Source organism: Clostridium sp. M62/1, from assembly GCF_020736365.1.
Lineage (GTDB): Bacteria > Bacillota > Clostridia > Lachnospirales > Lachnospiraceae > Otoolea > Otoolea saccharolyticum_A.
In genome coordinates, this window is the sequence record NZ_CP085988.1 from 979,471 (window position 1) to 1,003,963 (window position 24,493).

General features: G+C 40.9%; 24 protein-coding genes and 3 pseudogenes. 25 read left to right on the plus strand and 2 right to left on the minus strand.

What is annotated here, in order from left to right; all coding sequences use genetic code 11:
* Window positions 1-13: 13 nt before the first annotated feature.
* The 10 genes from LK436_RS05115 (at window position 14) to LK436_RS05160 (ending at window position 10,431) form a co-directional block, all read left to right on the plus strand.
* Window positions 14-319: a hypothetical protein gene (locus LK436_RS05115; protein WP_008396501.1), complete on the plus strand. Its 306-nt coding sequence runs from the start codon at window positions 14-16 to the stop codon at window positions 317-319.
* A 16-nt stretch (window positions 320-335) separates the two neighbouring features.
* The gene (locus LK436_RS05120) at window positions 336-605 is read left to right on the plus strand and encodes a hypothetical protein (RefSeq protein ID WP_008396502.1); all 270 of its coding nucleotides are present in this window, start codon (window positions 336-338) and stop codon (window positions 603-605) included.
* Window positions 606-659: 54 nt separating this feature from the next.
* A complete protein-coding gene (locus tag LK436_RS05125; protein WP_008396504.1) occupies window positions 660-2,132 on the plus strand; it encodes a relaxase/mobilization nuclease domain-containing protein in 1,473 nt (490 codons plus the stop codon).
* A gap of 120 nt (window positions 2,133-2,252) precedes the next feature.
* A complete protein-coding gene (locus LK436_RS05130; protein WP_008396505.1) occupies window positions 2,253-2,414 on the plus strand; it encodes a hypothetical protein in 162 nt (53 codons plus the stop codon).
* Window positions 2,392-2,619: a helix-turn-helix domain-containing protein gene (locus tag LK436_RS05135; protein ID WP_008396506.1), complete on the plus strand. Its 228-nt coding sequence runs from the start codon at window positions 2,392-2,394 to the stop codon at window positions 2,617-2,619. Before LK436_RS05130 ends, LK436_RS05135 begins: the two co-directional genes overlap by 23 nt.
* A gap of 1 nt (window position 2,620) precedes the next feature.
* The gene (locus LK436_RS05140) at window positions 2,621-5,803 is read left to right on the plus strand and encodes a type I restriction endonuclease subunit R (protein ID WP_008396508.1); all 3,183 of its coding nucleotides are present in this window, start codon (window positions 2,621-2,623) and stop codon (window positions 5,801-5,803) included.
* A gap of 13 nt (window positions 5,804-5,816) precedes the next feature.
* A complete protein-coding gene (locus LK436_RS05145) occupies window positions 5,817-7,445 on the plus strand; it encodes an HsdM family class I SAM-dependent methyltransferase (protein WP_008396509.1) in 1,629 nt (542 codons plus the stop codon).
* A gap of 38 nt (window positions 7,446-7,483) precedes the next feature.
* Window positions 7,484-8,794, plus strand: a complete 1,311-nt coding sequence (locus tag LK436_RS05150; protein ID WP_008396510.1) for a restriction endonuclease subunit S — start codon at window positions 7,484-7,486, stop codon at window positions 8,792-8,794.
* 109 nt (window positions 8,795-8,903) lie between these two features.
* Window positions 8,904-9,899 (plus strand): site-specific tyrosine recombinase/integron integrase, encoded by a 996-nt coding sequence (gene xerA / locus LK436_RS05155; protein WP_008396511.1) that lies wholly within the window; start codon window positions 8,904-8,906, stop codon window positions 9,897-9,899.
* Between the two features lie 10 nt (window positions 9,900-9,909).
* Window positions 9,910-10,431 (plus strand): restriction endonuclease subunit S, encoded by a 522-nt coding sequence (locus tag LK436_RS05160; RefSeq protein ID WP_008396512.1) that lies wholly within the window; start codon window positions 9,910-9,912, stop codon window positions 10,429-10,431.
* On the opposite strand, the gene LK436_RS05165 is transcribed toward LK436_RS05160, so the two are convergent.
* A complete protein-coding gene (locus tag LK436_RS05165) occupies window positions 10,428-10,847 on the minus strand; it encodes a restriction endonuclease subunit S (protein WP_207706472.1) in 420 nt (139 codons plus the stop codon). The two genes, LK436_RS05160 and LK436_RS05165, sit on opposite strands and share 4 nt — an antisense overlap.
* Before the next feature lie 567 nt (window positions 10,848-11,414).
* Between LK436_RS05165 and LK436_RS05170 the strand changes: the two genes are divergently transcribed.
* From LK436_RS05170 to bsh, 15 genes and pseudogenes are all read left to right on the plus strand, one after another.
* Window positions 11,415-11,837 carry an MmcQ/YjbR family DNA-binding protein gene (locus LK436_RS05170; RefSeq protein ID WP_008396517.1) on the plus strand — a complete coding sequence of 141 codons (423 nt, stop codon included), beginning with the start codon at window positions 11,415-11,417 and terminating at the stop codon, window positions 11,835-11,837.
* A complete protein-coding gene (locus LK436_RS18510; protein ID WP_008396519.1) occupies window positions 11,812-12,210 on the plus strand; it encodes a hypothetical protein in 399 nt (132 codons plus the stop codon). The genes LK436_RS05170 and LK436_RS18510 overlap by 26 nt, the downstream gene beginning before the upstream one ends.
* Window positions 12,162-12,296, plus strand: a pseudogene (locus tag LK436_RS18420) (linear amide C-N hydrolase); the annotation flags it as partial. The gene LK436_RS18510 and the pseudogene LK436_RS18420, both read left to right, overlap by 49 nt.
* A gap of 38 nt (window positions 12,297-12,334) precedes the next feature.
* Window positions 12,335-13,015: a GTP pyrophosphokinase gene (locus LK436_RS05180; protein ID WP_008396521.1), complete on the plus strand. Its 681-nt coding sequence runs from the start codon at window positions 12,335-12,337 to the stop codon at window positions 13,013-13,015.
* Window positions 13,016-13,050: 35 nt separating this feature from the next.
* Complete coding sequence (cls, locus tag LK436_RS05185; protein ID WP_008396523.1) at window positions 13,051-14,610, plus strand: cardiolipin synthase; 1,560 nt, start codon at window positions 13,051-13,053, stop codon at window positions 14,608-14,610.
* A 210-nt stretch (window positions 14,611-14,820) separates the two neighbouring features.
* A complete protein-coding gene (locus LK436_RS05190) occupies window positions 14,821-16,254 on the plus strand; it encodes a phospholipase D family protein (protein WP_008396524.1) in 1,434 nt (477 codons plus the stop codon).
* Window positions 16,233-16,943: a response regulator transcription factor gene (locus LK436_RS05195; RefSeq protein ID WP_005946428.1), complete on the plus strand. Its 711-nt coding sequence runs from the start codon at window positions 16,233-16,235 to the stop codon at window positions 16,941-16,943. The genes LK436_RS05190 and LK436_RS05195 overlap by 22 nt, the downstream gene beginning before the upstream one ends.
* Window positions 16,943-17,986, plus strand: a complete 1,044-nt coding sequence (locus LK436_RS05200) for a HAMP domain-containing sensor histidine kinase (protein WP_008396529.1) — start codon at window positions 16,943-16,945, stop codon at window positions 17,984-17,986. The genes LK436_RS05195 and LK436_RS05200 overlap by 1 nt, the downstream gene beginning before the upstream one ends.
* 33 nt (window positions 17,987-18,019) lie before the next feature.
* Entirely contained in the window at window positions 18,020-19,084 is a 1,065-nt protein-coding gene (locus tag LK436_RS05205; RefSeq protein WP_005946426.1) for an FUSC family protein, read from the plus strand.
* Window positions 19,074-19,645 (plus strand): annotated as a pseudogene (locus LK436_RS05210) (CDP-alcohol phosphatidyltransferase family protein). The gene LK436_RS05205 and the pseudogene LK436_RS05210 overlap by 11 nt, the downstream one beginning before the upstream one ends.
* Window positions 19,646-19,732: 87 nt before the next feature.
* A complete protein-coding gene (locus LK436_RS05215) occupies window positions 19,733-20,278 on the plus strand; it encodes a cation transporting ATPase C-terminal domain-containing protein (protein ID WP_007890374.1) in 546 nt (181 codons plus the stop codon).
* Window positions 20,278-21,495 (plus strand): AI-2E family transporter, encoded by a 1,218-nt coding sequence (locus tag LK436_RS05220; RefSeq protein ID WP_242648901.1) that lies wholly within the window; start codon window positions 20,278-20,280, stop codon window positions 21,493-21,495. The genes LK436_RS05215 and LK436_RS05220 overlap by 1 nt, the downstream gene beginning before the upstream one ends.
* 80 nt (window positions 21,496-21,575) lie before the next feature.
* Window positions 21,576-22,448: a DegV family protein gene (locus LK436_RS05225; protein WP_008396538.1), complete on the plus strand. Its 873-nt coding sequence runs from the start codon at window positions 21,576-21,578 to the stop codon at window positions 22,446-22,448.
* Window positions 22,449-22,586: 138 nt separating this feature from the next.
* Window positions 22,587-22,769: pseudogene (locus tag LK436_RS18425) on the plus strand (hypothetical protein); the annotation flags it as partial.
* Between the two features lie 21 nt (window positions 22,770-22,790).
* Window positions 22,791-23,780 (plus strand): choloylglycine hydrolase, encoded by a 990-nt coding sequence (bsh, locus tag LK436_RS05230; RefSeq protein ID WP_008396540.1) that lies wholly within the window; start codon window positions 22,791-22,793, stop codon window positions 23,778-23,780.
* Between the two features lie 155 nt (window positions 23,781-23,935).
* Here bsh and LK436_RS05235 read toward each other — a convergent pair whose 3' ends face one another.
* Window positions 23,936-24,448 (minus strand): ImmA/IrrE family metallo-endopeptidase, encoded by a 513-nt coding sequence (locus LK436_RS05235; protein WP_008396542.1) that lies wholly within the window; start codon window positions 24,446-24,448, stop codon window positions 23,936-23,938.
* Window positions 24,449-24,493 lie beyond the last annotated feature (45 nt).

Consider the following 24,493-nt stretch of genomic DNA (forward strand, 5'->3'; position numbering starts at 1 on the left):
AGGGGTGAAATCCATGAAGATCGTATGTTTTTTGTTGAAGCTGATGCTGAAAATCCTGTTGCTGCCAGTTGCGTTTCTGCTGCGATTTCTATGCTTTATCTGGAATCTGCTGATGCAGCTATCCCTGTGGGTGCTTTCGCCGATCATGCTTTTCGTTTTTGGCTGCGGCATCTATTCGGTGGTTCGGGCGAGCTGGACGGATGTGTTTCTGCTGACCCTGATTGAGATGGGGCTGTTCGCAGCTGCGGTTGGTGTGGGCGGCATCATGGAACTGATGGAACAGCTGTGTGAGCGTGTAGAGGATGTTTTGACAATTTGAGTTCAGGAGGGATTCGATGGATATTCAGTTTATGAAAGATTATTATGATTTACGGTACGAGGAAACAGATGGAGAGAATCATTTTGTGGAAGAGACTGCTTATCAGGAAAAACAGTCTGAGCAATCGAAGATGGAAGACCAGCTGATGGAAATGGTGGGCGGCAGCGAATCTAATGTGTGGAAGCTGTACGAAAGCATTATGTGCGTCTATTTCGATATGGAAGAAATCATCAAGCAGGCCGTTTATTTGCAGGGAGCTTATGACCGGGAACGGATGTTAAAATGAGAATAGTAGATTGGTAAGAGCTGCCTTCGGGTAGCTCTTTTTAGATGGAGGAATATGAAAATGGCGGCTACAAGACTAATTGCGCTGCATATCAATAAAGGAAAGACGGTAGCGCAGTGTCTGGCTGACCGTACTGATTATTCTGAGAATGCAGCAAAGACGGAAGATGGAAAATATATCAGCGCGTATGCCTGTGACGCAAAGACCTGTGATGAAGAATTTCTGCTTTCTAAACGGCAGTATGAGCATATCACCGGTAGAACCCAGGCGCATGATGTGATTGCATATCAGATTCGGCAATCCTTTAAGCCCGGAGAGATCACGCCGGAGGAGGCGAATAAGGTTGGGTATGAGACGGCCATGCGATTCACCAAGGGAAAACACGCATTTATCGTGGCTACCCATGTTGATCGTGCGCACATTCATAACCATATTATTTTTAATTCAACTACATTAGACTGCACCAGAAAATTCCGAGATTTTCGCTTATCAGGTCTTGCGCTGGCAAGGCTCAGTGATATCGTCTGCCTGGAACACCGGTTGTCGGTCATTGTCCGAAAGCCCTACGGGGAGCGGAAGAAGAGAACGGAATACCCGGAGAAAAAGTCGCAGCGGGATGAAATCTGTGAGGCCATTGATGCAGCATTGGAAATAAAGCCAAAAGACTTCCAGGAACTGATTGGAATTTTGCAAGAAGCAGGGTACGAGTATAAAGATGGAAAACAGCCTGCACTGCGGGGAAAAGGCCATGCCAGATTTGCCCGCTTCCGCTCTCTTGGCAAAGGATATTCGGTCGAAGAACTCTGCGAAGTGATTGCTGGGAATGTGGTTCATAAAAGCAAATTTGCAGAGAAAACCCGCACAAGCGCAAGGTCAGCACAGGTGCATCAGAAGGCAGAGCTGTCGTTCCTTATTGATGTCCGTGCCAAAATGCAAGCAGGCAAAGGCGCGGGATATGCGCGTTGGGCGAAAGTATTCAATCTGAAGCAGATGGCAAAAGCCATGATGTTCATGGAAGAGCATGGAATCAAGAGCTATGCAGAGCTGAAGGAAAAGGCGGATGGAATTTCTGAAAAATGCGATGCGCTGCTGGAATCTGTAAAGGCGGATGAGGCACGGATGTCAGAAGTGTCGGTGCTGCGGAAGCATCTAATCAATTATGCCAAGACAAAAGATGTCTTTGCTGCATATAAGGCATCCGGCTACAATCGGGAGTTCTATGAAGTTCATCGGGATTCGCTGGCCTTACGCAGCGCAGCGAAAAAGGCGTTTGATGCCTATAAGAAAGAGAACGGTTCTGACAAAAAGCTCCCGCGCATCAGCGAGCTGAACGCAGAGTATGCAATGCTTCTGGAACGAAAGAAAAGCTCCTATGCAGAGTACCGCAAGACCAAATCGGAAATGCAAGATTGGCTTGTGGCACAGAAGATTGTGCAGGAAATCCTAAAAGAGGACGAGCAGAAAAAAGAGCAGATGCATGAGCAGGAAGTGCGGCAGGAAGAAGAAAATAGACAAAGTAGTCGATGATGGAAAGTCCGGTGCAGTGTGGGTGTAATGCTCATACTGCACCAGGCTTTTTTATTTGGCAGGAACTGCCGTTAAAGCATCCGAAACGGATGCGCAGCTCGATGCCGCAGGCAGCGTTCTATGGGGATTGGGGAGTTTCCCCAACAAGCAGAAAATCGCTTTCGTGTCACGAAAGCCCTGCTTGCAGAAGAGTTTGACTCATTGACCAAACGCCTAATTGATGCTAAAATAAAGGAAAAAATCGCAGGAGGGTTGCTTAATGAGCTTGGGGGAAACAATTAGAATTACACGGCAAAAATCCTTTTATACGCAGGAGGAATTTGCTCATAAGCTAAATGTTGCGCTGTCTACGGTCAACCGTTGGGAATTGAACAAAGCAAAACCCAGCGTGAAAGCTATGAGAGCAATCAAGTCTTTCTGCGAAGAAAATAATCAACCGTATGAATTCATTGAAGAACAGTGGGTTGGCTATATAGGGGGCGAATAATATGTCAGGTCAAAGAACTCAGTGGAATGAAGCAACAAGGGTGCAAATGCCAGCGCTTGTCCACTTGACACGAATTGGCTTCACATACTTTGGAAAAATTACCGAAGATAAGGCTGGCACTGTTTACGACCCGGATACAAATATCCTCATAGAAGTTTTTAAGTCTCAGTTTGCAAAGCTCAATCCGGAACGAGCCGGAGAAGCGGAAGCTATGCTCAGAATAATCCGACAAGAGCTTGATAACGATGATATTGGAGAAAGTTTTTATAAGCGGCTTAAGGCTGTTTCTCCAGTAAGGCTAATTGATTTTGAGCATCCGGAAAACAATACATTTCATTGCTCGGCGGAGTTTACCTGCAAGCGTGATGAGGATGAATTTCGACCGGATATAACGCTGTTTGTGAATGGGCTTCCTCTCGTGTTTATCGAAGTGAAAAAGCCCAATAATATCGGTGGTATGGTTGCCGAAGCTGAGCGTATGAACAAACTGCGGTTTCCCAATAAGAAATTTCGCAGGTTTATAAATATTACGCAGTTGATGATCTTCTCAAACAACATGGAGTACGATGCTATGGGGGGTATCGTGCCTATTCAAGGTGTTTTTTATTGCACTGGTTCAAAGAAAGGCTCTCCTTTTAATTGCTTCAGAGAAGAAAATCCGCTGAATCTTGATGTAGCACCGTATAACAGAGACTTTCCATATAAGGATATTGACCCTGAAGTTGAGAAGCAGATTCTTTCTGATTTCAACAATCAGGTCATTCATACAAGCCCTGAATATCAAACCAACTTACAGACAACAACTCCGACAAACCGTGTGCTCACATCAATGTGCAGCCCGGATAGACTACTTTTCCTACTTAAATATGGAATCACCTACTACCACAAGACGAAGGAGCTTGATGACGGTACAATCGAGCAAATAGACCAGAAGCATATTATGCGATATCAGCAGTTTTTTGCTGCAATGATTGTTCGAGAGCGTATCTCTGAAGGTACAACCTCTGGCATTATTTGGCATACCCAAGGAAGCGGCAAGACTGCTCTGTCTTTCCATCTTTCCTATGTGCTCACGGACTATTTTGCAAGCATTAACAAGGTAACGAAGTTTTACTTTATAGTTGACCGTCTTGACCTTATGAAGCAGTCCAAGGAGGAGTTCGCAGCAAGAGGACTGGTTGTTAAAACCGCAAGTTCCAGAGCTGAGTTAATGGAGCAATTTCGGACAAATCAATCCCAGGAAGGAACAACCGGAGAGCCTGAAATTACCGTTGTTAACATTCAGCGATTTGAGGAACGGCAGGATAAGGTTGTACTTCCATCTTATGCGACTAACCTGCAACGGGTTTTTATTATTGATGAGGCACATCGTGGATATAAACCGGAAGGTTCTTTCCTCGCCAATTTGTTCGATGCGGACCCTAACTCCATAAAGATTGCATTGACAGGAACGCCACTCTTGAAAAGTGAGCGCGAGTCATGGCGTGTTTTCGGCAACTACCTGCACACATATTATTACGATAAGTCTGTCCAAGATGGTTATACATTAAAAATTATTCGAGAGGATATCGAAACTTCCTACAAAGAGAAGCTGGAAGAAATCTACCATTCCCTTGAGAACCTGGTACAAAAGAAGGATGTCAAAAAGGATGATATTATTGAGCATCCGAACTATGTAAAAGAACTTCTCCGGTATATCATCACTGACCTGAAGCGTTTCCGGATTATTCGAGGAGATGATACATTAGGCGGCATGGTCATTTGCGAGACAAGTGAACAGGCTCGCAGATTGTTTGCGTATTTTGACGAGATTCAAAATGAACTGAACAAAGATGCGTCCAGCAAGAGCCATTTCAAGGTTGGACTTATCCTATATGATAGCGACGACAAGGACACCCGTGAAAATGTCATTACTGACTTCAAGGATAACTTTAAGGTGGATATGCTCATCGTGTACAATATGCTGCTTACTGGATTTGATGCTCCGAGATTGAAGCGACTCTATTTCGGGCGAAAACTCAGAGACCACAATCTTCTTCAGGCAATCACTCGTGTCAACAGACCGTATAAGAATAATCGGTATGGATACATCATCGATTTTGCCGACATCAAGAAGAATTTTGATGAAACAAATGCCGCATACCTTGCAGAACTCAATAAATTCAATGACCCTGACGAAGTAGGTGAAGGAAACGAGGCCAATATTTTTGCTCAGGTTATGGAAGACCCTGCTGAGCTGATTCAGCGTATGCAAAAAGCTCGACAAGTGCTTTTTGATTATCCGCTTGATAATGCAGAGGAATTCAGCACGGAGATTTCCACCATCGAGGACAAGTCGGTTCTTCTTGACCTGAAAAAAGCACTGATTGAGGTGCGTGACTGCTGTAATATTGTGAGAACCTTTGGTGATGATGACTTGAAGGCTGCATTCGCAAATTTCGAGATTTCTCGCCTGAAGGATATCCTCTCAGAAGTGCAAAGACACATCAATATCATCAATCAGCGGGAAGCCTTTGCTGATGACGATGCTACACGCATCATGGTCAATGAAGCCATGCAGGACATTACTTTTAACTTCAGCAAAATCGGTGAAGAGGAGTTAAAAATGGTATCCGGTGGCGAGGAGCTTAATGAAAAACTTCAAAGGATGGTGCGTAAATTCGCGGAGAATATCGACCCGGAAGATCCAGAATATATCACGCTGAGAGAAGCATTTCATGCTCGGTTTCATGAGCACGGCTTTACTCCTCAAAATATGGATGAGTTCAACTCCTACTCTAAAGCTATGGATGAAATACTCCAAAAGCTGGCAGAGCTACAGAAAAAGAATGCAGTCTTGTTGAGACGATACAACGGCGATGCAAAATTCGCTCGTGTTCATAAACGAATCCGGGAAGAAAATAAGAAGCGTAAAAGCGCAGGCAAACCGGTCATGCTCTCAGAATATGACGAAAGCATTGTCACAGCACTGATGACCATAAAAAGCGATATTGACCGTAAGGTTTATGATCGTAACGATATTCTGAAAAAAGATGCCTATTTTGAGCAGACGGTTATGACGGAAATTAAAACGGGCATGGATACCTTGGGGGTTGTCAATTCCCGAGAAGACAGAGTTTTTATTCAGAGCAGAATTACAAAGCAGTATCTCGAGCAATACAGAGAAACATATCCTGCCGCATAAGGAGAAGAAAACAATGGATATAAAGGCACAAACCTATAAGTTGATAGATGACCTGAAAGCTGTCTGCCACAATTACGGTATGGGAAACGACGGAAACGAGTACAAGGTCATTACCCAGATATTTCTATATAAGTTTTTGAACGATAAATTTGGATATGAGATTAAGAAAAAGGATTCTCGTATCGCCAGTGCTGAAAAGTGGGAAACCGCATATTCCGAACTGCCGGAGGACGACCGGCTTGATCTTCTGGATTCATTATCTCCTGATATTCCACGGCTTTATCCGGAGCATTTGATCTCTACGCTGTGGAACCAGCAGGCAAAGGGAGATTTTGATTTGATCTTCGACAGCACCATGGTTGATATTGCTGACAAGAACATCGACATTTTCTCCACGCAAACAACGAAAAACACCAAAATTCCGCTGTTTGAAAAGCTCACTAATTTCGTGACCGATGACGCGCAAAGAGCCCCATTTGCAAGAGCTCTGGTTGATAAGCTCGTCAATTTCTCTTTTGAGGACGCTTTTGCAGAGAGTTACGATTTTTTTGCAGGTGTATTTGAGTATGTCATCAAGGATTATAACACAAACGGCGGTGGCGTATATGCGGAGTATTACACGCCCCATGCAATCGCCGTGATTATGGCTCGACTTCTTGTCGGTGACAGACAGGATTTGCATAACATCGAGTGCTACGATCCGGCAGCCGGAACCGGTACACTGCTAATGGCACTTGCTCATCAGATTGGTGAAGATCGCTGCACGATTTTTGCGCAAGATCGCTCCCAAAAGAGTAATAAGATGCTCAAGCTAAACCTGATTCTTAATGGTCTGGTTTCCTCGCTCGATCATGCAATCCAGGGAGATACTTTGACTGATCCGTTCCATATGAGCGATGATGGAAAGTCTCTCCGGCAATTTGATTATGAGGTCTGCAACCCTCCATTCAACTTGGATTTCTCTGAGACAAGAGAGACGCTTGCGGCTATGCCAGCCCGTTTCTGGGCAGGTATCCCAAATGTGCCGAAGAAGAAAAAAGAAAGCATGTCCATCTACACATGCTTCCTTCAGCATGTGCTGAATTCGATGAAACCAAACGGAAAAGCTGCGATTGTACTTCCAACTGGTTTCCTCACGGCAAAGAGCAGCGTCGAGGGCAAACTGCTGAAGCATATTGTAAACGAGAGACTTGTATATGGCGTTATCAGTATGCCGTCCAATGTTTTTGCAAATACCGGTACGAATGTATCCGTTGTGTTCTTCGATAATTCAAAGTCTTCAGATAAAGTTATCCTAATCGATGCATCAAAGCTCGGTGAGGAGTACCAAGAGGGCAACAACAAAAAGGTTCGCCTGACACCTTCTGAGATTGATATGATTGTCGATACTTTTCTCAACAAGAAGACAGTGGAGGACTTTTCGGTTGCTGTAAGCTATGAGGATATTGAAGCGAAAAAGTGCTCTCTTGCAGCCGGTCAGTACTTTGATGTGAAGATTGAGTATGTGGAGCTTACGCAGGAAGAATTTGAGAGCAAAATGTCGGAGTTGACATCGAATTTGCAGAGCTACTTCGATGAAGGAAACGTTCTGCAAAAGGAGATTATGGAGCAGCTGAAGAGGGTGAAGTATGAGCAGATTTGAATTTGCTCACAGATGGCATAAGGATGGGACGATTTAGCATGATAGGCAATGAGAGATTATTAACCAATGGCTGGCAAATTCTAAAATTCAGTGAGTGCATAAAGCAGCTTAACACTGGATTGAATCCGAGAAACCATTTTTCTCTAGGCCATGGTAGCCTCAAATATATTACAGCAAAGAACTTGACACAGTTTGGCACAATTGATTTTTCAAAATGTGACTTTATAGATGAACAAGCAAAAAGAATTATCCATAGAAGGTCTGATATCCAAGTAGGTGACATATTGTTTTCTAGCAGAGCTCCTATCGGACATTGTCATTTGATATGTGAGAAACCAGATGACTACGATATAGGCGAATCTATATTTTCAATACGAGTGAATCGGAAAATTATTTTACCTGATTATCTATGTCTGTATATGGCGAGTGATTATTTTGTTAGAATGGCATCGCTGCATACAACAGGAAGTATTATACAAGAGATTCGCATTAGTGACCTAATGGATACAGATGTTATTCTTCCACCAATGAATGAGCAGAGGCGAATTGCTGAATGTTTCAAGAAGATTGATAGAAAAATAGCACTGAACAATAAAATAAATGATAATTTAGCGCAACAGCTCCGTCTGCTGTATGACTACTGGTTCACGCAATTTGACTTTCCAGACGAGAGCGGTAAGCCATACCGCTCATCTGGCGGGCAAATGGTGTGGAGCGATGATGCTAAAAAAGAGATACCTGCTAGTTGGAACAGCACAAAAATGTCAGATGCAATCGAAGGTATTCGTACAGGCTTAAACCCTCGGGATAATTTTAAGCTGGGCAGTGGTACGATCAAATACATCACAGTCAAAAATCTCCGCTCTGATGGTATTTTGGACTTTTCAGGGTGTGATACCATTGATGAAACTGCACGAGCGATAGTACATCGCCGTTCTGATGTATGTACTGGAGATATTTTGTTTGCGAGCATTGCTCCATTAGGTCGTTGCCATCTTGTTCAGGAACTTCCGCAAGATTGGGATATCAACGAATCTGTCTTCTCCATTCGCTGTAATAAAGCAACTGTTACGCCGGAATACCTTTACATGCACCTACAGAGCGAAGCTTTTGTCAAGGAATCGACTGCATGCTCAACCGGTAGCGTTTTCAAGGGTATTCGAATCAACACTCTATTGGATAGTAGGATGCTCTTACCTCCTATGCAGGTTGTAGACAAGTTCAGCCAGCAGACGAAGCCCCTTTTTTCGCTGCAATACAAGCTGAATAAAGAGATACAAGCCTTAACTCAGCTAAGAGATTGGCTTCTGCCAATGCTGATGAACGGTCAAGCCACCATCAGCGACTAAGCCGCTAAATTATCATTTAGCATAGGACAAAGAAACTCTTACCAACGGCGAGAGTGGAGAAATAAGGAACTGCCGTTGCTGTCGTTCTCTTAACAGAAGGAGAAACGACATGAAAGAAAGAATAGTTAATCAGATCATCCAAGGAATGTTGTCCGTGCTGAATAATGCGCAGACAGCACATCTGCAAAAGGTTCTTGCAGCTGCATTTTCAGAGGTCGAAGTTATAACGGTTGACTGTTCAGAAACCAAGGAGGACGATACCTCAAATAGAAAGATTGAGGAGCTGTTCATTGCAGCCAAGAAAGTCGAAGGTTGTTCTGAAAAATCGCTGAAATACTATGCTTCCACGATTCGTACAATGCTAGATAAGATTGGAAAGCAGGTGTTGGAGATCACAACGGATGATTTGCGAGCTTACCTCACCGACTATCAGGCTGAGAAGAAGTCAAGCAAGGTGACGATAGACAACATCAGGCGTATCCTATCCAGCTTTTTCACATGGCTTGAGGATGAGGACTATATTCTGAAAAGCCCGATACGCCGGATTCACAAGGTGAAGTCCGCTGCGACCATCAAGGAGACTTATTCTGATGAATCACTCGAAAAGATGAGAGATAAATGCGATAGCTTGCGGGATTTAGCAATGATCGATATGCTGTCCTCTACTGGTATGCGTGTTGGAGAAATGGTACGACTGAATCGAGACGATATCCGCTTTGACGAGCGAGAATGCGTCGTTTTCGGCAAAGGAGACAAGGAAAGAATTGTTTACTTTGACGCAAGAACAAAGATTCATCTGCAAAACTATTTGCAGAGTCGAACAGACAGTGAACCGGCACTTTTTGTTTCCTTGCGGTCTCCACATAGACGGCTGACGATTGGCGGAATTGAGTTGAGGCTTCGTGAGCTTGGAAAACGGTTGGATATACCAAAGGTTCACCCACATAAGTTCCGCAGGACGCTTGCAACGATGGCAATAGATAAGGGAATGCCGATTGAGCAGCTACAGCATTTGCTGGGTCATCAACGCATTGACACGACAATGCACTATGCGATGGTAAAACAGAGCAATGTTAAGCTGGCTCACAAAAAATACATTGGATAGAGAGGTAAGCATGAAAATCAAGGATATAGGGAATGTGGTTACCGGAAAAACTCCACAAACTGCTCATGCAGAATTCTATGGTGGTGACTACATGTTTATAACACCAACGGAGTTACATGGAGGATATAAAATTTCTTCATCTGAAAAAACACTTACAGAGGCGGGCTTGGAATCTATCAAAACTAATTCTATTGATGGAATAAGTGTGTTAGTAGGCTGCATTGGTTGGGATATGGGCAATGTTGCCATGTGCTTTGAAAAGTGTGCAACTAACCAACAGATCAACAGCATAACCCAAATATCAGAAGACTATAGTCCTTATTTTCTCTACTACTGGTTAAGCACAAAAAAGGAATATCTCTTTTCAATTTCCTCCGTAACCAGAACACCAATTTTGAGCAAAGGCGTTTTTGAGGAGATTGAGATACCGAGTATTTCACGTTCAGAGCAGGATAAGATTGCAAAAGTGCTTTTAGTTCTTGACAAGAAAATCAAATTGAACTCCGAGGTAAATGATAATTTAGCTGCTTAGTCGCTGATGGTGGCTTGACCGTTCATCAGCATTGGCAGGAGCCAATCTCGCAATGCTCGTAGCTGGTTGCTTTCTTTGTAATTCTTGGAAATCAGCGTGAAAAGCGGCGTAACACGCTCTGTATAGTCAGCCACTTTGCCAAAATCCAGATCACACACAGGAAGGCTTGCTATATGACTTGGATAAATGTGTGGCTGTGCAGAACCAGTTTGGATTTTATAGATATTATTCTGGTGGCGCTTCAAAAGCGCATGCCAGAAATAAACGTAGGGTGTCATCTTGAAATCTATGAAGGACGAATCAGATGACCAAACAGGCACGCCCCACAAATTCACAAATCCGGCGTTCGCTCCAGAGCTCGAAATAGTTATCACAGGCGCTACAGTATTGGCTGCATTGTGGTATGTCGATGGCACCAGTCCTCCCGCAACGACCGGAATATCGCCAGGAATTGCATCTTTAGAGAGAAGGGCCGTCCCACGTTGAGGTACAATGAAGTCACCAATATGTTTAGAGCCGGATATATCCTGGAACATGAAGTCAAAAAGCAGTTGCGCTTGCTGCGCTAAATTATCATTTACAGGAGAGAACGATTACGGATAAGGATACTGGCCTATAAGGAATGGTATGAGGATTGAATGATTTTATCTTAAATCAAAGGATGGGGTGGTTGCTGAGTGTATAGAAAATGGACAAAGAATGATATAGAAGCATCCAAAGCGCGTTTTCGTAGGCTTTATGCACAATCGCCGATCGAGTACCGCTTTCTCTGTGGTCACGATATTCAGAGCGAAGATGACGAGGATGCACTGGACTACTACATGATTGGAGTATGGCTGGTTCAGCATAGGAAATATTCTGATTGGTCGAAAGAGAAAGCATTTGATTTGGCGGAAATTCTTGAATTTATGCGAGTGTACAGGATAAGAATTCCACGATACATCAAGCGTACAAGATTCTATCGCAAAATATTAACTTGAAAGATGACACGACAAGAATTATTTATATGGATACGCCAGCAGTACGGCACAGAGCCGGAATACCCCTGGCATGACTGGAATGCGGTGTTGCGGCACAATGACAATAATAAATGGTATGGTGTAGTTCTGGAAGTATCTGCTGATAAGTTGGGACTGCCGGAAGCAGGCATCGTTGATGTCCTTAATGTGAAAAGTGATCCGCTGCTGATCGGCTCTCTTCGTGGGCAGGACGGCTATTTTCCGGCCTATCACATGAACAAGGAAAAATGGCTCAGTATTCAGCTTGGCAAACCAGAACTGGATGATGCCATCAAAGACCTGCTTTCTTTGAGCTATGAGCTGACGGCACCGAAGAAGCGCAAACCAAAGTCATCAGCAAAAAATCCAGGAGATTCCGCAAATGGCAAAGAAAATGACAAAGATTGAGCGAAAGGAAGCACGCCTCCGAAAGGGCAAGCAGTGGCTGCTCACCTATACCGGCTCGCCGAAAAAGATGAACAAGCATTACCGGGAACGCTTTCATGTGGATGCTGTGACTGCCGCTATAGGTGTTAGGATTCCCCAATGTTTCTTTCGTATGGCGTCTGGTAAGTGTTGTTCTTATATGAGTATCGAATTCGCTGTCAGGCAAATCATAAGCGGAAAGGATACCATTACTGTTGATTTCTTTCATGCGGATAACGAAATACATTCCCTTCCGGATCAGGTGTGCAAAGGTATTAAAACTTTCGTAACCACGGTCTGCCATAAGGATGGTATTATTACAATACTTATGAAAACCATCAGATCAGTGCAGTAGATATGCATGTAGAAAATCTGGATAGTGATAAAATGATTTGTTATCCAGTAATTCAAGGAGAACGAATCAACTATCAAAATAAATAATGTTTTGAAATCAGGGATGAGGTAGAAAGGAAAGTTCCATGACAAAAGATGAAGTAAAAAAACTCAGGATGGACAGTCCGGAATCACTACAGTTTTTAAATAATGCTACAAAATTTTATAATTTAATGATGATGTATCGTTGTGCTATTCGGGAGATACAAACTAAGCTTGAGGTTTTGGATGATGAATTTTCAGTTGAGAACAATCGAAATCCTATTTCTTTTATAAAAACAAGAATTAAGAAGCCCAATAGTATTTACAATAAACTGCAGAAGATGGGATATGAATTTACAACAGAAAATATACAGACATATCTCAATGATGTAGCAGGCGTTCGAATAGTTTGTGCGTTTATTGACGATATTTATATGATATCAGATTTGATTACCCAACAGGATGATATTAAAGTTATTGAAATAAAAGATTATATAAAAAATCCAAAATCGAATGGTTATCGAAGCTATCATATGATTGTTGAAATACCAGTATTTTTTGCTAAGGGTAAAACACCTATGCGTGTAGAATTACAGATTCGAACCAATGGTATGGATTTCTGGGCAACATTGGAACATCAACTTCGCTATAAAAAAGGAATTGAAGAAATGCCTGGCTATGATGAGATAAGTGAAGAATTACTTCATTCTGCAAAAGCTATCATTGAAGCAGATAATGAAATGCAGAGAATAAAAGACAAAATTGGTATGTTCCACGAAATTTAGGGAGAAAACTGAGCAAGTAGGAAGGCGGAATATATATGAAACAAGATACTTTAGAGGGCAAAGCAAAAACAAAAAATGGGGTAAAACGGCTGTGTTTTTCCATAGTCTGCATTCTTCTAGAAGTAGTTTTTATTATTACTATTGTAACACGCTTAAATGAATATGCAGAAATCATAAATCTATTTACAAGGATTTTAAGTGGAATTTTAGTTTTGGGATTGTATGCATCAGATAAGACATCCTCTATGAAAATGCCTTGGGTCATCTTAATTCTAATTTTCCCAATTATGGGTGTAGGCCTGTATTTGTTGATTGGTTTGAATGGCGGCACACATAAAATGCGTGAGCGATATGCAGAAATTGATAGCAAATTGTTACCAATGCTTTCCGATAATCAGGAGTGCTTAAACAGAATAAACGAAACGATTCCGAAGGCAGGAAATATTGCAAGTTATATACAAAGAAATTCGCAGTATCCAATCTATCAGAATACGGATATTGTGTATTTTGATGAAGCAGTGAAAGGATTAGAGGCACAGCTTAAGGATTTGGAGAAAGCACAAAAGTTTATCTTTATGGAATATCATGCGATAGAAGACGCTGAAGCATGGCATAAGATTCAAGATGTTCTGGAAGAGCGAGTAAAAGCAGGTGTGGAAGTTAGAGTATTCTACGATGATATGGGTTCTATAGGCTTTATTAACACAGATTTTGTGAAAAAAATGGAGGCAATAGGAATTCATTGCCGTGTATTCAATCCGTTTATGCCAGGTTTAAATCTGTTTTTGAACAATCGTGATCATAGAAAAATAACAGTTATTGATGGAAAAGTCGGATTTACAGGTGGATATAATCTAGCAAACGAATATTTTAATTACACACACCCGTATGGACAGTGGAAAGATACAGGTATTCGTTTAGAAGGAGATGCTGTTCAGTCGCTTACAGTGACATTTTTAGAAATGTGGAATGCTGTTAGTGAAAAAGCTACGAATGATACTGATTTTAGTAAATACATTATTCATTACGATTATAAAGCACAGCAAACAGGTTTTGTTCAGCCTTATGCAGACAGTCCTATGGATAATGAGCAGGTCGGAGAAGAAGTTTATATCAGTATGATAAATAAAGCTGAAAAATATTGTTGGTTTATGACTCCATATCTAATCATAACAGATGAAATGACGCATGCGTTATGTCTGGCTGCTAAGCGAGGGGTAGACGTAAGAATTATCACACCTGGTATCCCTGATAAAAAATTCATTTATAATGTAACTCGTTCTTTTTATCATGGATTAGTTAAACATGGTGTTCGTGTTTATGAGTGGACTCCTGGTTTCTGTCATGCAAAAATGAGTGTGGCAGATGACTGTATGGCAACTTGTGGAACAATTAATTTGGATTATCGAAGTTTATATCACCATTTTGAAAACGGCTGTTTTATGGCAGATTGTCAGGCAGTTGTGGAAATAAAAAATGATCTGATAAGAACGATGGGAGAATGTCGTGATGTGACAGACCAATATCAAACCGGACGAAGTGCATATTTGCGACTGGGACAATTATTTATGAGATTATTTGCTGGATTGCTATAAGAATCTGATGAAACGACCTTTCAAAAAACAGTTGATTTAGAAGTTAACTGTTTTTGAAAGGCCGTTTTTGCTATATCTAACAGTCTGTTGTACAAAGAAGATTTTGCATGGATGAAAAAACAAACCTTGTTGAGGTTAAATTGAGTTTTCCATTGTATTGTATTGCTAATGAATAAGAATAAGAAATAAAAAGGAATCAGGTGATGTACAATGAAAAAGCATAAAATATGTAAAATCCTTCTTGTTATACTGGCAATTTTTTTATGTGTGGCTTTTTATGAATTGCTCGGAATCTGCGTTGCATATAAAAAGCAGCCGGAAGTGTCCAATACAACCAAAAAAGAAACAAAAAATGGGTCATGGAACGAATGCAGTGAAAATACAGAACGGGCAGTAATCATAGAAAAGAATCCAGAAGCGCTTTTACAAAGAGTGCGTTTGATCAAGAATGCAAAAAAGGAAATTATTCTTTCTACTTTTGCATTTCAATCCGATGAAAGTGGAAAATTGATCTTAGGAGCACTGCATGATGCGGCAGACAGAGGTGTACATATTCGTCTGTTAGTAGATGGAATGGAGAGCTGGATTGATATGGAAGGAAATCCGTATTTCTATGGATTATCTTCCCATGAGAATGTTGAAATTAAACTGTATAATAAGGCCAATCCGTTGAAACCGTGGAAAATGATGGGTAGAATGCATGATAAATATTTGATTGCAGATGGAAAGAGATATATTCTTGGGGGAAGAAATACATACAATTATTTCCTGGGTGATTTTCCGGGACATAAGAACTATGACAGAGACGTGTTAGTGGTTTGCGATGAACCTGAGAAAGAAAATTCAGTTAACCAGTTGTTAGAGTATTTTGAAACGATATGGGAACAAGAAGACAGTGATTATTTTCATGACAATAAAAAACTGGCAAATAGAAAATCTGTAAAGAACGCAGTTTTAGAGCTGCAGAACGGCTATCAGAAATATTTTGAAGAGAATAAGGAAAGAATCTGCGATACCGATTACACGGACGAAACTTTTGAGACAGAAAAGATTGCATTAGTGTCAAATCCTATTCACACAGGTTCCAAAGAACCAGTAGTGTGGTATCAGTTGGGAGAATTGATGAAAAATGCAAAAAATCGTGTGAAGATCCACACGCCATATATTATCTGTAATGATATGATGTATAACACATGGGAGGAGATTGCAGAGAACGTTTCAGATTTTTCTATCATGACAAATTCAGTTGCGAATAATGGGAATCCATTTGGGGCTGCCGATTATGCGAAAAACAGAAATAGAATCTTAAGTACAGGAATTAATATCTGGGAATATGAAGGCGGTTATTCATACCACGGAAAAAGTATTCTGATTGACGATGATCTGTCTGTAATCGGTTCCTTTAATATGGACATGAGAAGTGCATATCTGGATACGGAACTGATGCTTGTAATTCGCAGTAAAGATATTAATAAACAGTTGGAAGAGGGCATGATGGAATATGAAAGAGTGTCCCGCCAGGTATTGGAAGATGGAACCTATCGTGATCCATATCATGTAGAGCCAATCGAATTAACAAAGAAACGTCAGAGAAAAATATTTTTGGTACAGCATCTGCTTGGATGGGCAAGGTATCTGTTTTAATAAGGAGGAAGGAAAACGTGTTTCAAATATTGATTGTAGAAGATGATAAAGAATTAAGCCAGCTATTCCAAAAAGTGCTTGAGAAGAATGGATATCAAGTCAAAAGTGCATCGGATGGAGCACAGGCATTAGAAGTATTGGTTAAGGAATATATTGATCTGATCATTTCTGATATTATGATGCCGGTTATGGATGGTTATGAACTGGTGTCGGAACTCCGTTCAGCAGGATATCAGATACCTGTACTTATGATCACTGCGAAAGGTTCCTTTGATGATATGCGCCAGGGATTTCTTTCGGGAAGTGACGATTATATGGTAAAACCGGTAAATGTGAATGAAATGGTTTTAAGAGTCGGAGCACTGCTTCGCCGTGCACAGATACTGAATGAACACAAAATTGTGATCGGTTCAACAGAGTTTGATTATGATGCAATGACGGTTACAACTGATAAGGAAAGTCTTGTTTTGCCTAAAAAAGAATTCCTGCTTTTATATAAGCTTGCAGCTTCGCCAGGCAGAATATTTACAAAACAACAGTTGATGGATGAAGTATGGGGATACGAGACGGAGGCAGACCCACATACGATAGAGGTACATATAGGAAGAATCAGGGAGCGTTTGAAAGATAACCCTGATTTTGAAATCGTAACAATGCGTGGAATTGGATACAAGGTGGTGAAAAAATAATGGAACAAAAGGAAGAAAAAGGATTGCGGATCCGATCCTGTCTGACTGGTGCAATCTGGCTGGCACTTGTATTTTCAACAGTCATATCTGCGTTATTATTTGCTTTTTTGAATCATTTTTTTAATCTGCCGGGCAGCATACCTGTGCTTGGCTGGCTTTTGATTTTCAATACATTGATTGCAGGGCTGATCACTTCCTTTATTAATGCAAAGTTACTGGAACCAATTACAAGACTTAGTAAAGCAATGAAGGAAGTTTCTCGGGGAGATTTTGAACAGCATTTGGAAACGAATAGCCGTATAGCAGAAGTTGGAGAATCTTATCAAAGTTTTAACGTTATGACAAAAGAACTTCGTGCAACAGAGGTGCTGCAGATGGATTTTGTATCTGATGTTTCTCATGAGTTTAAGACCCCGATTAATGCCATTGAAGGATATACAATGCTGCTTCAGGGAGAAGAACTGTCTCCGGATCAAGAGGAATATGTAGAAAAAATCTTATTTAACACCCAAAGACTTTCCGGATTGGTTGGTAATATTTTGCTGTTATCCAAGTTAGAGAATCAGAATATACCAATGAAAAAAACAGAATATCGTCTGGATGAACAGATCCGCCAGGCAGTTCTTTCATTGGAAACAAAATGGACAGAAAAAGAAATTGGTTTTCAGGTAGAATTGGAGGAAGTTAAATATACTGCGAATGAAGGACTTTTTATGCATATCTGGATAAATCTTTTAGATAATGCGATTAAGTTCAGCCCTTCAAAGGGGACAATTACGATGTTTCTGAAACAAGAACAGGATTCTGTTAAGTTCATTCTGGAAGATGAAGGACCAGGAATAGAGGATGATGTAAAATCCAGAATATTTGACAAGTTCTATCAGGTAGATGGATCTCATAAAGCAGAAGGAAATGGCCTAGGTCTTGCACTTGTAAAACGGATTGTAGATAGTGCCGGAGGAACAATCAAAGCAGAAAACCGTGAATATGGTGGATGCAGATTTGTTATAGAGCTGCCAAAGCAGAAAGATGAGATTATCTAGTTTTAAGATAAATTAGAAGATGAGAGGATTTATATGACATTTTATCAGGAGTTGCAGTTAAATCAGGCAGGTTCTAAAAACCTGTTGAAAAAGAGTGAAACACTAAAAGAAAAACTATATCATATGTGGGTATATCTGGTGAAGATAGCTGCTACAATGGCATTTTGTTTTTTCTTTGTTAGTATTTTCAGCATCCTATTTGGAAATGAGAACAGCATTGTAGGTGTAGTAGTCTTATTATGTCTCATGGTGTTTAGGAATGCGGATCTGGGGATCCACACCGGACAATCTACGATGCTTTTGGCTTTGTTCTTTGTAATTATGACTGTATGTCCGCATTTAGCAAATCAGTTTTCACCGGTACTTGGAATGCTGTTAAATATTGCGGCACTGGCTGTGTTGATTCTGTTCGGATGCCATAATCCATCCATGTTTAATCAATCTACATTGGTTCTTGGGTATCTGCTGCTATATGGTTATGATGTTACGGGAAAAAGCTATCAGATGCGATTAGTCGGAATGGCTTTAGGTGCAGCACTTACCTGCTTCGTATTTTATCGAAATCATAAAAACAGAACTTATAAAAGAAATCTGAAAGATCTGATACAAGAATTTGATATCACTTCTTCCAGAACAAAATGGCAGATATGTCAGATTTTATGCGTACCGATTGTCCTTTGCATTGCAGAACTTTGTAATATGCCACGTGCAATGTGGGCTGGTATTGCGGCCATGTCCGTGATTTTGCCGTCTATGGAAGATATGCACTACAGAGTCCGTAAAAGGATTGTCGGAAATATTGCAGGTGTTATATGTTTTACAGTATTATATTTTCTGCTTCCTTCGTCAATCTATGCATATATAGGAATTCTTGGTGGAATCGGTGTAGGATTTTCAGCACAATATGGCTGGCAGGCAGTATTTAACACATTTGGTGCTTTAGCCATTGCTGCAGAGACATATGGACTACAAGGAGCGGTTAGTCTTAGAGTGAGTCAAAATGTTTTTGGTGTTGTGTTTGCTTTAGCATTTTGTGTTATATTTTATTGGTTTATGCCTAAAAAAAAGGAAAGTGAGGTGACCGTACATGCAGAGTGAAGTGAATAAGGAAGAAAATTTGAATAGAATTATTACGGTTCCTAATCTTCTTTCTTTTTTCGGCTTTGTCTGATTCCGGTAATTATATGGAGTTATTGTGTAAAGAAAAATCCTCTGTTAGCTGATGAAATCTTATTGCTGTCTGGTCTTACGGATCTTGCTGATGGATATATCGCAAGAAGATTCCATAGGATTAGTAATTTAGGAAAAATACTTGATCCGGTGGCTGATAAGCTGACACAGGCAGCGATGTTAATCTGTCTGTTTACTCGTTTTCCGCATGTGCTTCTTTTAATCGTAATAATGGCAGGTAAGGAGCTGTATATGGTAGTCAGTGGATGTCTTGTGATACAAAAGACAGGAAAAGTACATGGTGCAGACTGGCATGGAAAGATAGTAACCTTTTTATTATATGGAACTGCAGCGGTGCATATTATATGGTTCCACATTACACCGATGGTATCAGATCTGTTGATTGGTTTGTGCGCTATAATGATGGTCATATCGGTCGCTCTGTATATTATCCAGAATACCAGGACTCTTAAGGAAGAGACTGTATAAGCAATTTTATATGCGATACAGTTTCTTTTGTCAGGAAATTTCGGAGCAATTTTAACCGTTCTTTGTTCATCGGTTGCAGGACTTCCGGTGCCATTTGCACCAGTACATTTACTCTTCATTAATCTTTTGACGGATAGTCTTCCGGCAATTGCGTTAGGCTTAGAGCCGGATAGAAGTGAAGTGATGAGTGAAAAACCGAGATTGGCAGATGAGTCGATATTGACAAAAGATTTTCTTAGCAAAATCGGTCTGGAAGGTTTGGTAATTGGAGCAATGACAATGATCAGTTTTTTGACAGGATACAACCAGAATGGTACATTGCTTGGAAGCACGTATGCTTTTGGAACTCTTTGTCTGGCACGTTTGTTTCATGGATATAATTGCAAATCAGATCATCCGGTCATTTTTACAAAAGGTCTCTTTCATAACAAGTGGCTTCAGGGAGCATTTGTGTTAGGTGCAGTACTCATTACAACAGTACTGACGGTTCCTGGTTTCCATAACTTATTCAAAGTGGAAACGTTGAATCTGATGCAGCTTGGATGTGTATATTTATATGCTTTTGCAAGCCTTCTGATTATTCAATTACTTAAGTGTATACGTATGAAACTAAGAAAAAGAGGGGAAAGATAGTGGATTTAAGTAGATGTTCTATGAAAAAAATTCGAGAACTGATTGTGTTTACGGCATTTCTTGTAGTTGCTTTGTGGAAATTCGATGTGGTGATTGAAGTGCTGAAGTCAATATGGAAAATTGTGTTTCCTTTTGCGCTTGGTGGTGCAATTGCCTTTGTGATTAATGTACCAATGAGTTTCCTAGAAAAGAAAATGCTCGGAAAGATAAAAGAAAATAATAAAATAGGAAAAAAAGCTGCGAGACCGATAAGCCTGCTTCTTACAATTATATTGGTAGCAGGTGTCATTATATTGGTAATGTTTGGTGTGATTCCACAGCTTACACAGACCATGGGAAATCTGATGACGAGTATTTCAGATTTTATTCCACAGATGCAAAACTGGATTCGAGAATTTTCACATGATAATCAGGATATTATGAAATTGGTAGATCAGCTGCAGTTTCAGTCTGATCAGGCAATTAAATGGGGAATAAGTCTTCTTGGAAACGGAGTCGGAAATATGATGAATACGACGATGTCAGCAGTAGGTTCCATTGCCAGTGGATTAGCGACCTTTTTTATTTCGTTTTCCTTTGCATGCTATATTCTTTTTCAGAAGGAAAACTTACATTTACAGGTAAGAAAAGTGATTTTCGCTTTTATTCCAAAACAAAAAGCAGATGCAATTCTTAACATATGTTCGCTGACATATCGGACATTTGCAAATTTTCTTGCAGGGCAGTGTCTGGAAGCAGTAATTCTCGGAATGATGTTTGTTATCACGCTAAGTATTTTAAAAATGCCATATGCACTTTTAATTGGAATTTTGATCGCGTTTACCGCATTGGTTCCTATCTTTGGAGCCTTTATTGGCTGTGCCGTGGGAAGTTTTCTGATCTTTATGGTAAATCCAAAACAGGCAGTTTTATTTATTATAGTTTTTCTGCTTTTGCAGCAGATAGAAGGTAATCTGATCTATCCTCATGTGGTTGGCGGATCAGTAGGACTTCCATCAATTTGGGTACTGGCGGCAGTTACAATCGGCGGAAATCTTATGGGAATTATAGGTATGCTGATTTTCATTCCACTTGTATCGGTATTTTATACTATATTCCGGGAGTTCGTATATCTGCGCCTAAAAAAACAACATATAAAACGAGTAACGAGAACGGATGTGGAAGAGTATGCGGAGGAGGAAATTGCGTCATCCTTTATTGTGCCGAATGAAAAATAATGATTTGATACAAATATAAATGAAGTGTAATGCCGATTATTAAGACGTTATAAAAATAGATTACGAAGGAAGAAGATATTATGAAGAAAATAGGAATCATGACAGACAGCCACAGTGGAATTTTGAGTGAAGAAGCGCAGAGACTCGGAATTAAGGTACTACCGATGCCTTTTTATATCGGAGAGAAAGTGTATCGTGAAGGAGTAGATCTTTCCAGAGATGAATTTTATGATATGCTTCGAAAGGGCGTAGATGTATCTACATCTCAGCCGTCACCAACAGAAGTTATGGATATGTGGAAAGAGATGCTGAAAGAATATGAGGAGATTGTTTATATTCCTCTTAGCAGTGCTTTAAGCGGGTCCTGTATGACAGCAGAAGCCATGGCAAATGAAGATGAATTTGCCGGTAAGGTGTTTGTCGTAGATAACGGTCGTGTGGCAACCCCGATGCATCGTTCTGTTCTTGATGCAGTAGAAATGGCAAAAGAAGGATACAGTGTAGTCGAAATCAAGAAAATTCTTGAAGAAACCAGAGAAAAAATGACAATTTATATCGGGCTCAGCACACTGAAATATCTCAAAAAAGGAGGAAGAGTCAGCTCTGTGACAGCTTTGGCAGCAGATGTCCTGAATATCAAACCTGTTATGCATTTCAGCACAGGAAAGCTTGATATCTACCAGAAATGCCGTGGTATGAAGAAATCACGTAAAGTTATGATCGATGCAATGAAGCATGAGCTGGAAACGAATTTCCGAGAAGAATATGCTGCTGGTAAAGTGTACCTGATGGCGGCGTCCAGCAGTACCGATGAAGTGACAGAAGAATGGGTAAACCAGATTAAAGAAAGTTTCCCGGGAATGGAAGTCATGTGTGATAAACTTTCCTTCGGTTTGTCCTGTCATATCGGTCCGGATGGACTGGGAATCGGATGCACCTGTAAGCCAGTGTAAAAAACTGCTCCGGAGAAGATAAAATAAAAGATTAGGGTGTCAAAAGGTTTATAGCCTTTGATATAAATTTGTAGGTATAAAAACAGTGGCTTTCTATGACAGAAAACCACTAAAATGATGCTTAACTGAATGGCATTGCTTTATCACCACTTTGAAAATGGTTGTTTTATGGCGGATAGTCAGACAGTTTTGGATATAAGAGATGATCTGGGAGCAACCATGAATGAATGCAGGGAAGTGACCGAAAAGTACCGCACAGGACGGAGTGCATATTTACGGCTCGAACAGTTGTTTATGCGATTGTTTGCAGGATTATTATAGCAGAAAGAAGAGGTGTTCGATATGTGTACAGCAGCAACTTACAAAACAAAAGATTTTTATATGGGCAGAACGCTTGATTATGAATTTTCCTATGGGGAACAGATCACGATAACGCCAAGAAATTACGAATTTGATTTCCGGTTTGCCGGGAAGATAAAAAGCCATTATGCTTTGATCGGAATGGCATTTGTTGCAGAAGGTTATCCGCTTTATTATGATGCTGTTAATGAAAAAGGCCTTGGAATGGCAGGTCTTAATTTTGTCGGCAATGCGGCATATGAAGAGGCTTTGCCGGAAGATGAAACAGAAGTCAGCCAGGTGGCACAGTTCGAGTTCATCCCATGGATCCTTACACAGTGTGCTACTGTAGCAGAGGCGAGAGAGAAGCTGGCAGCAATGAGACTGACAGGTACAGCATTCAGTGAACAGCTGCCGACAGCACAGCTTCACTGGATCATTGCAGACAAAGACTCCTGTATCGTTGTTGAGTCTATGAAAGATGGGCTGCATGTATATGATAATCCGGTAGGAGTGCTTACCAATAATCCACCATTCCCGAGTCAGATGTTTGCACTGAATAATTATGCCGGAGTATCCAGAAAACAGCCGGAGAGTACTTTTGCAGGAGTATTACAGCTTGATGCATATAGCAGAGGAATGGGTGGAATGGGAATACCTGGAGATCTTTCCAGCCAGTCAAGATTTGTGAAAGTTGCCTTTACAAAATTAAATTCGATCTCCGGTGAAGAAGAGGATGAGAGTGTAAGTCAGTTCTTCCATATCTTAGGATCCGTAGATCAGCAGCGTGGATGCTGTGAGGTGACAGAAGGCAAATATGAGATCACGATATACACGTCCTGTTGTAATACAGCAAAAGGTATTTACTATTATACGACTTATGATAATCATCAGATCACAGCGGTTGACATGCATGCGGAAAATCTGGATTCAGATCAGCTGATCTGTTATCCGCTTCTGTCCAAGGGCGAAGTCAGATGGCAGAATAAATAATACGAAAATGCACGGAGAAAGCATAACGCAGAACAACAGGAGGACAATATCGAGATTGTATGGAATGCAGATGTTAGGTTGATAATTGTGCAAGCACCGCCTGCACAATTTGTGCAACAAAAAAGAGGAGCCAGTCCAGACTCCTCAAAGGTACGTTATTTCAAAAAGTTGCTCTTGTGTTCCAGCGCGTGCAGATTATAGCCAAGTGTAGCCAGGTGCGCTACCTTCAGCGCAACCAGATTGATGTCGGTGGACATCGCACTGGCGATCTGCTCGGCTGTGTATCCATACTCATAGATGTAACGAAGGACTTCATCGCTGTCCATCAGAATCTCTGCTGCTACGATGTTCGCTTCATATTCCGGTTTGGATTTCATATCGTAGAGCATGAACTCATGAATCGGGGTGGTTTTCGCCATATTCCGGTGAAGCTGATCATGCCCTAATTCATGTGCGCACACGATGCGCAGCATATTTTCATCCAGACTGTTATTCAGGAAAATAAAGCGATTTCGCTTAATCACCCGGTACATTCCCTTCAGGGAACCGAAATTTTCGCAAAGCATGACATTGATACCAAGCTGCCTTGCAATTTCAAAAGGGTCTCTGGAACCGCAGCGTTTTACCAGTTTCTCACCGACCCGTGAAAGCTGTTCCGCATTCATCATACCACCTCCAGTTTACAGTATAGCGAAAAGTGTGTACGATAAATA

Excerpts from the sequence above, each read along its gene's own strand:
- LK436_RS05115 (WP_008396501.1), top strand. The coding sequence starts at position 14 with ATGAAGATCGTATGTTTTTTGTTGAAGCTGATGCTGAAAATCCTGTTG.
- LK436_RS05120 (WP_008396502.1), top strand. The coding sequence starts at position 336 with ATGGATATTCAGTTTATGAAAGATTATTATGATTTACGGTACGAGGAA.
- LK436_RS05125 (WP_008396504.1), top strand. The coding sequence starts at position 660 with ATGAAAATGGCGGCTACAAGACTAATTGCGCTGCATATCAATAAAGGA.
- LK436_RS05130 (WP_008396505.1), top strand. The coding sequence starts at position 2,253 with ATGGGGATTGGGGAGTTTCCCCAACAAGCAGAAAATCGCTTTCGTGTC.
- LK436_RS05135 (WP_008396506.1), top strand. The coding sequence starts at position 2,392 with ATGAGCTTGGGGGAAACAATTAGAATTACACGGCAAAAATCCTTTTAT.
- LK436_RS05140 (WP_008396508.1), top strand. The coding sequence starts at position 2,621 with ATGTCAGGTCAAAGAACTCAGTGGAATGAAGCAACAAGGGTGCAAATG.
- LK436_RS05145 (WP_008396509.1), top strand. The coding sequence starts at position 5,817 with ATGGATATAAAGGCACAAACCTATAAGTTGATAGATGACCTGAAAGCT.
- LK436_RS05150 (WP_008396510.1), top strand. The coding sequence starts at position 7,484 with ATGATAGGCAATGAGAGATTATTAACCAATGGCTGGCAAATTCTAAAA.
- xerA (WP_008396511.1), top strand. The coding sequence starts at position 8,904 with ATGAAAGAAAGAATAGTTAATCAGATCATCCAAGGAATGTTGTCCGTG.
- LK436_RS05160 (WP_008396512.1), top strand. The coding sequence starts at position 9,910 with ATGAAAATCAAGGATATAGGGAATGTGGTTACCGGAAAAACTCCACAA.
- LK436_RS05170 (WP_008396517.1), top strand. The coding sequence starts at position 11,415 with ATGACACGACAAGAATTATTTATATGGATACGCCAGCAGTACGGCACA.
- LK436_RS18510 (WP_008396519.1), top strand. The coding sequence starts at position 11,812 with ATGGCAAAGAAAATGACAAAGATTGAGCGAAAGGAAGCACGCCTCCGA.
- LK436_RS05180 (WP_008396521.1), top strand. The coding sequence starts at position 12,335 with ATGACAAAAGATGAAGTAAAAAAACTCAGGATGGACAGTCCGGAATCA.
- cls (WP_008396523.1), top strand. The coding sequence starts at position 13,051 with ATGAAACAAGATACTTTAGAGGGCAAAGCAAAAACAAAAAATGGGGTA.
- LK436_RS05190 (WP_008396524.1), top strand. The coding sequence starts at position 14,821 with ATGAAAAAGCATAAAATATGTAAAATCCTTCTTGTTATACTGGCAATT.
- LK436_RS05195 (WP_005946428.1), top strand. The coding sequence starts at position 16,233 with ATGGGCAAGGTATCTGTTTTAATAAGGAGGAAGGAAAACGTGTTTCAA.
- LK436_RS05200 (WP_008396529.1), top strand. The coding sequence starts at position 16,943 with ATGGAACAAAAGGAAGAAAAAGGATTGCGGATCCGATCCTGTCTGACT.
- LK436_RS05205 (WP_005946426.1), top strand. The coding sequence starts at position 18,020 with ATGACATTTTATCAGGAGTTGCAGTTAAATCAGGCAGGTTCTAAAAAC.
- LK436_RS05225 (WP_008396538.1), top strand. The coding sequence starts at position 21,576 with ATGAAGAAAATAGGAATCATGACAGACAGCCACAGTGGAATTTTGAGT.
- bsh (WP_008396540.1), top strand. The coding sequence starts at position 22,791 with ATGTGTACAGCAGCAACTTACAAAACAAAAGATTTTTATATGGGCAGA.
- LK436_RS05235 (WP_008396542.1), bottom strand. The coding sequence starts at position 24,448 with ATGATGAATGCGGAACAGCTTTCACGGGTCGGTGAGAAACTGGTAAAA.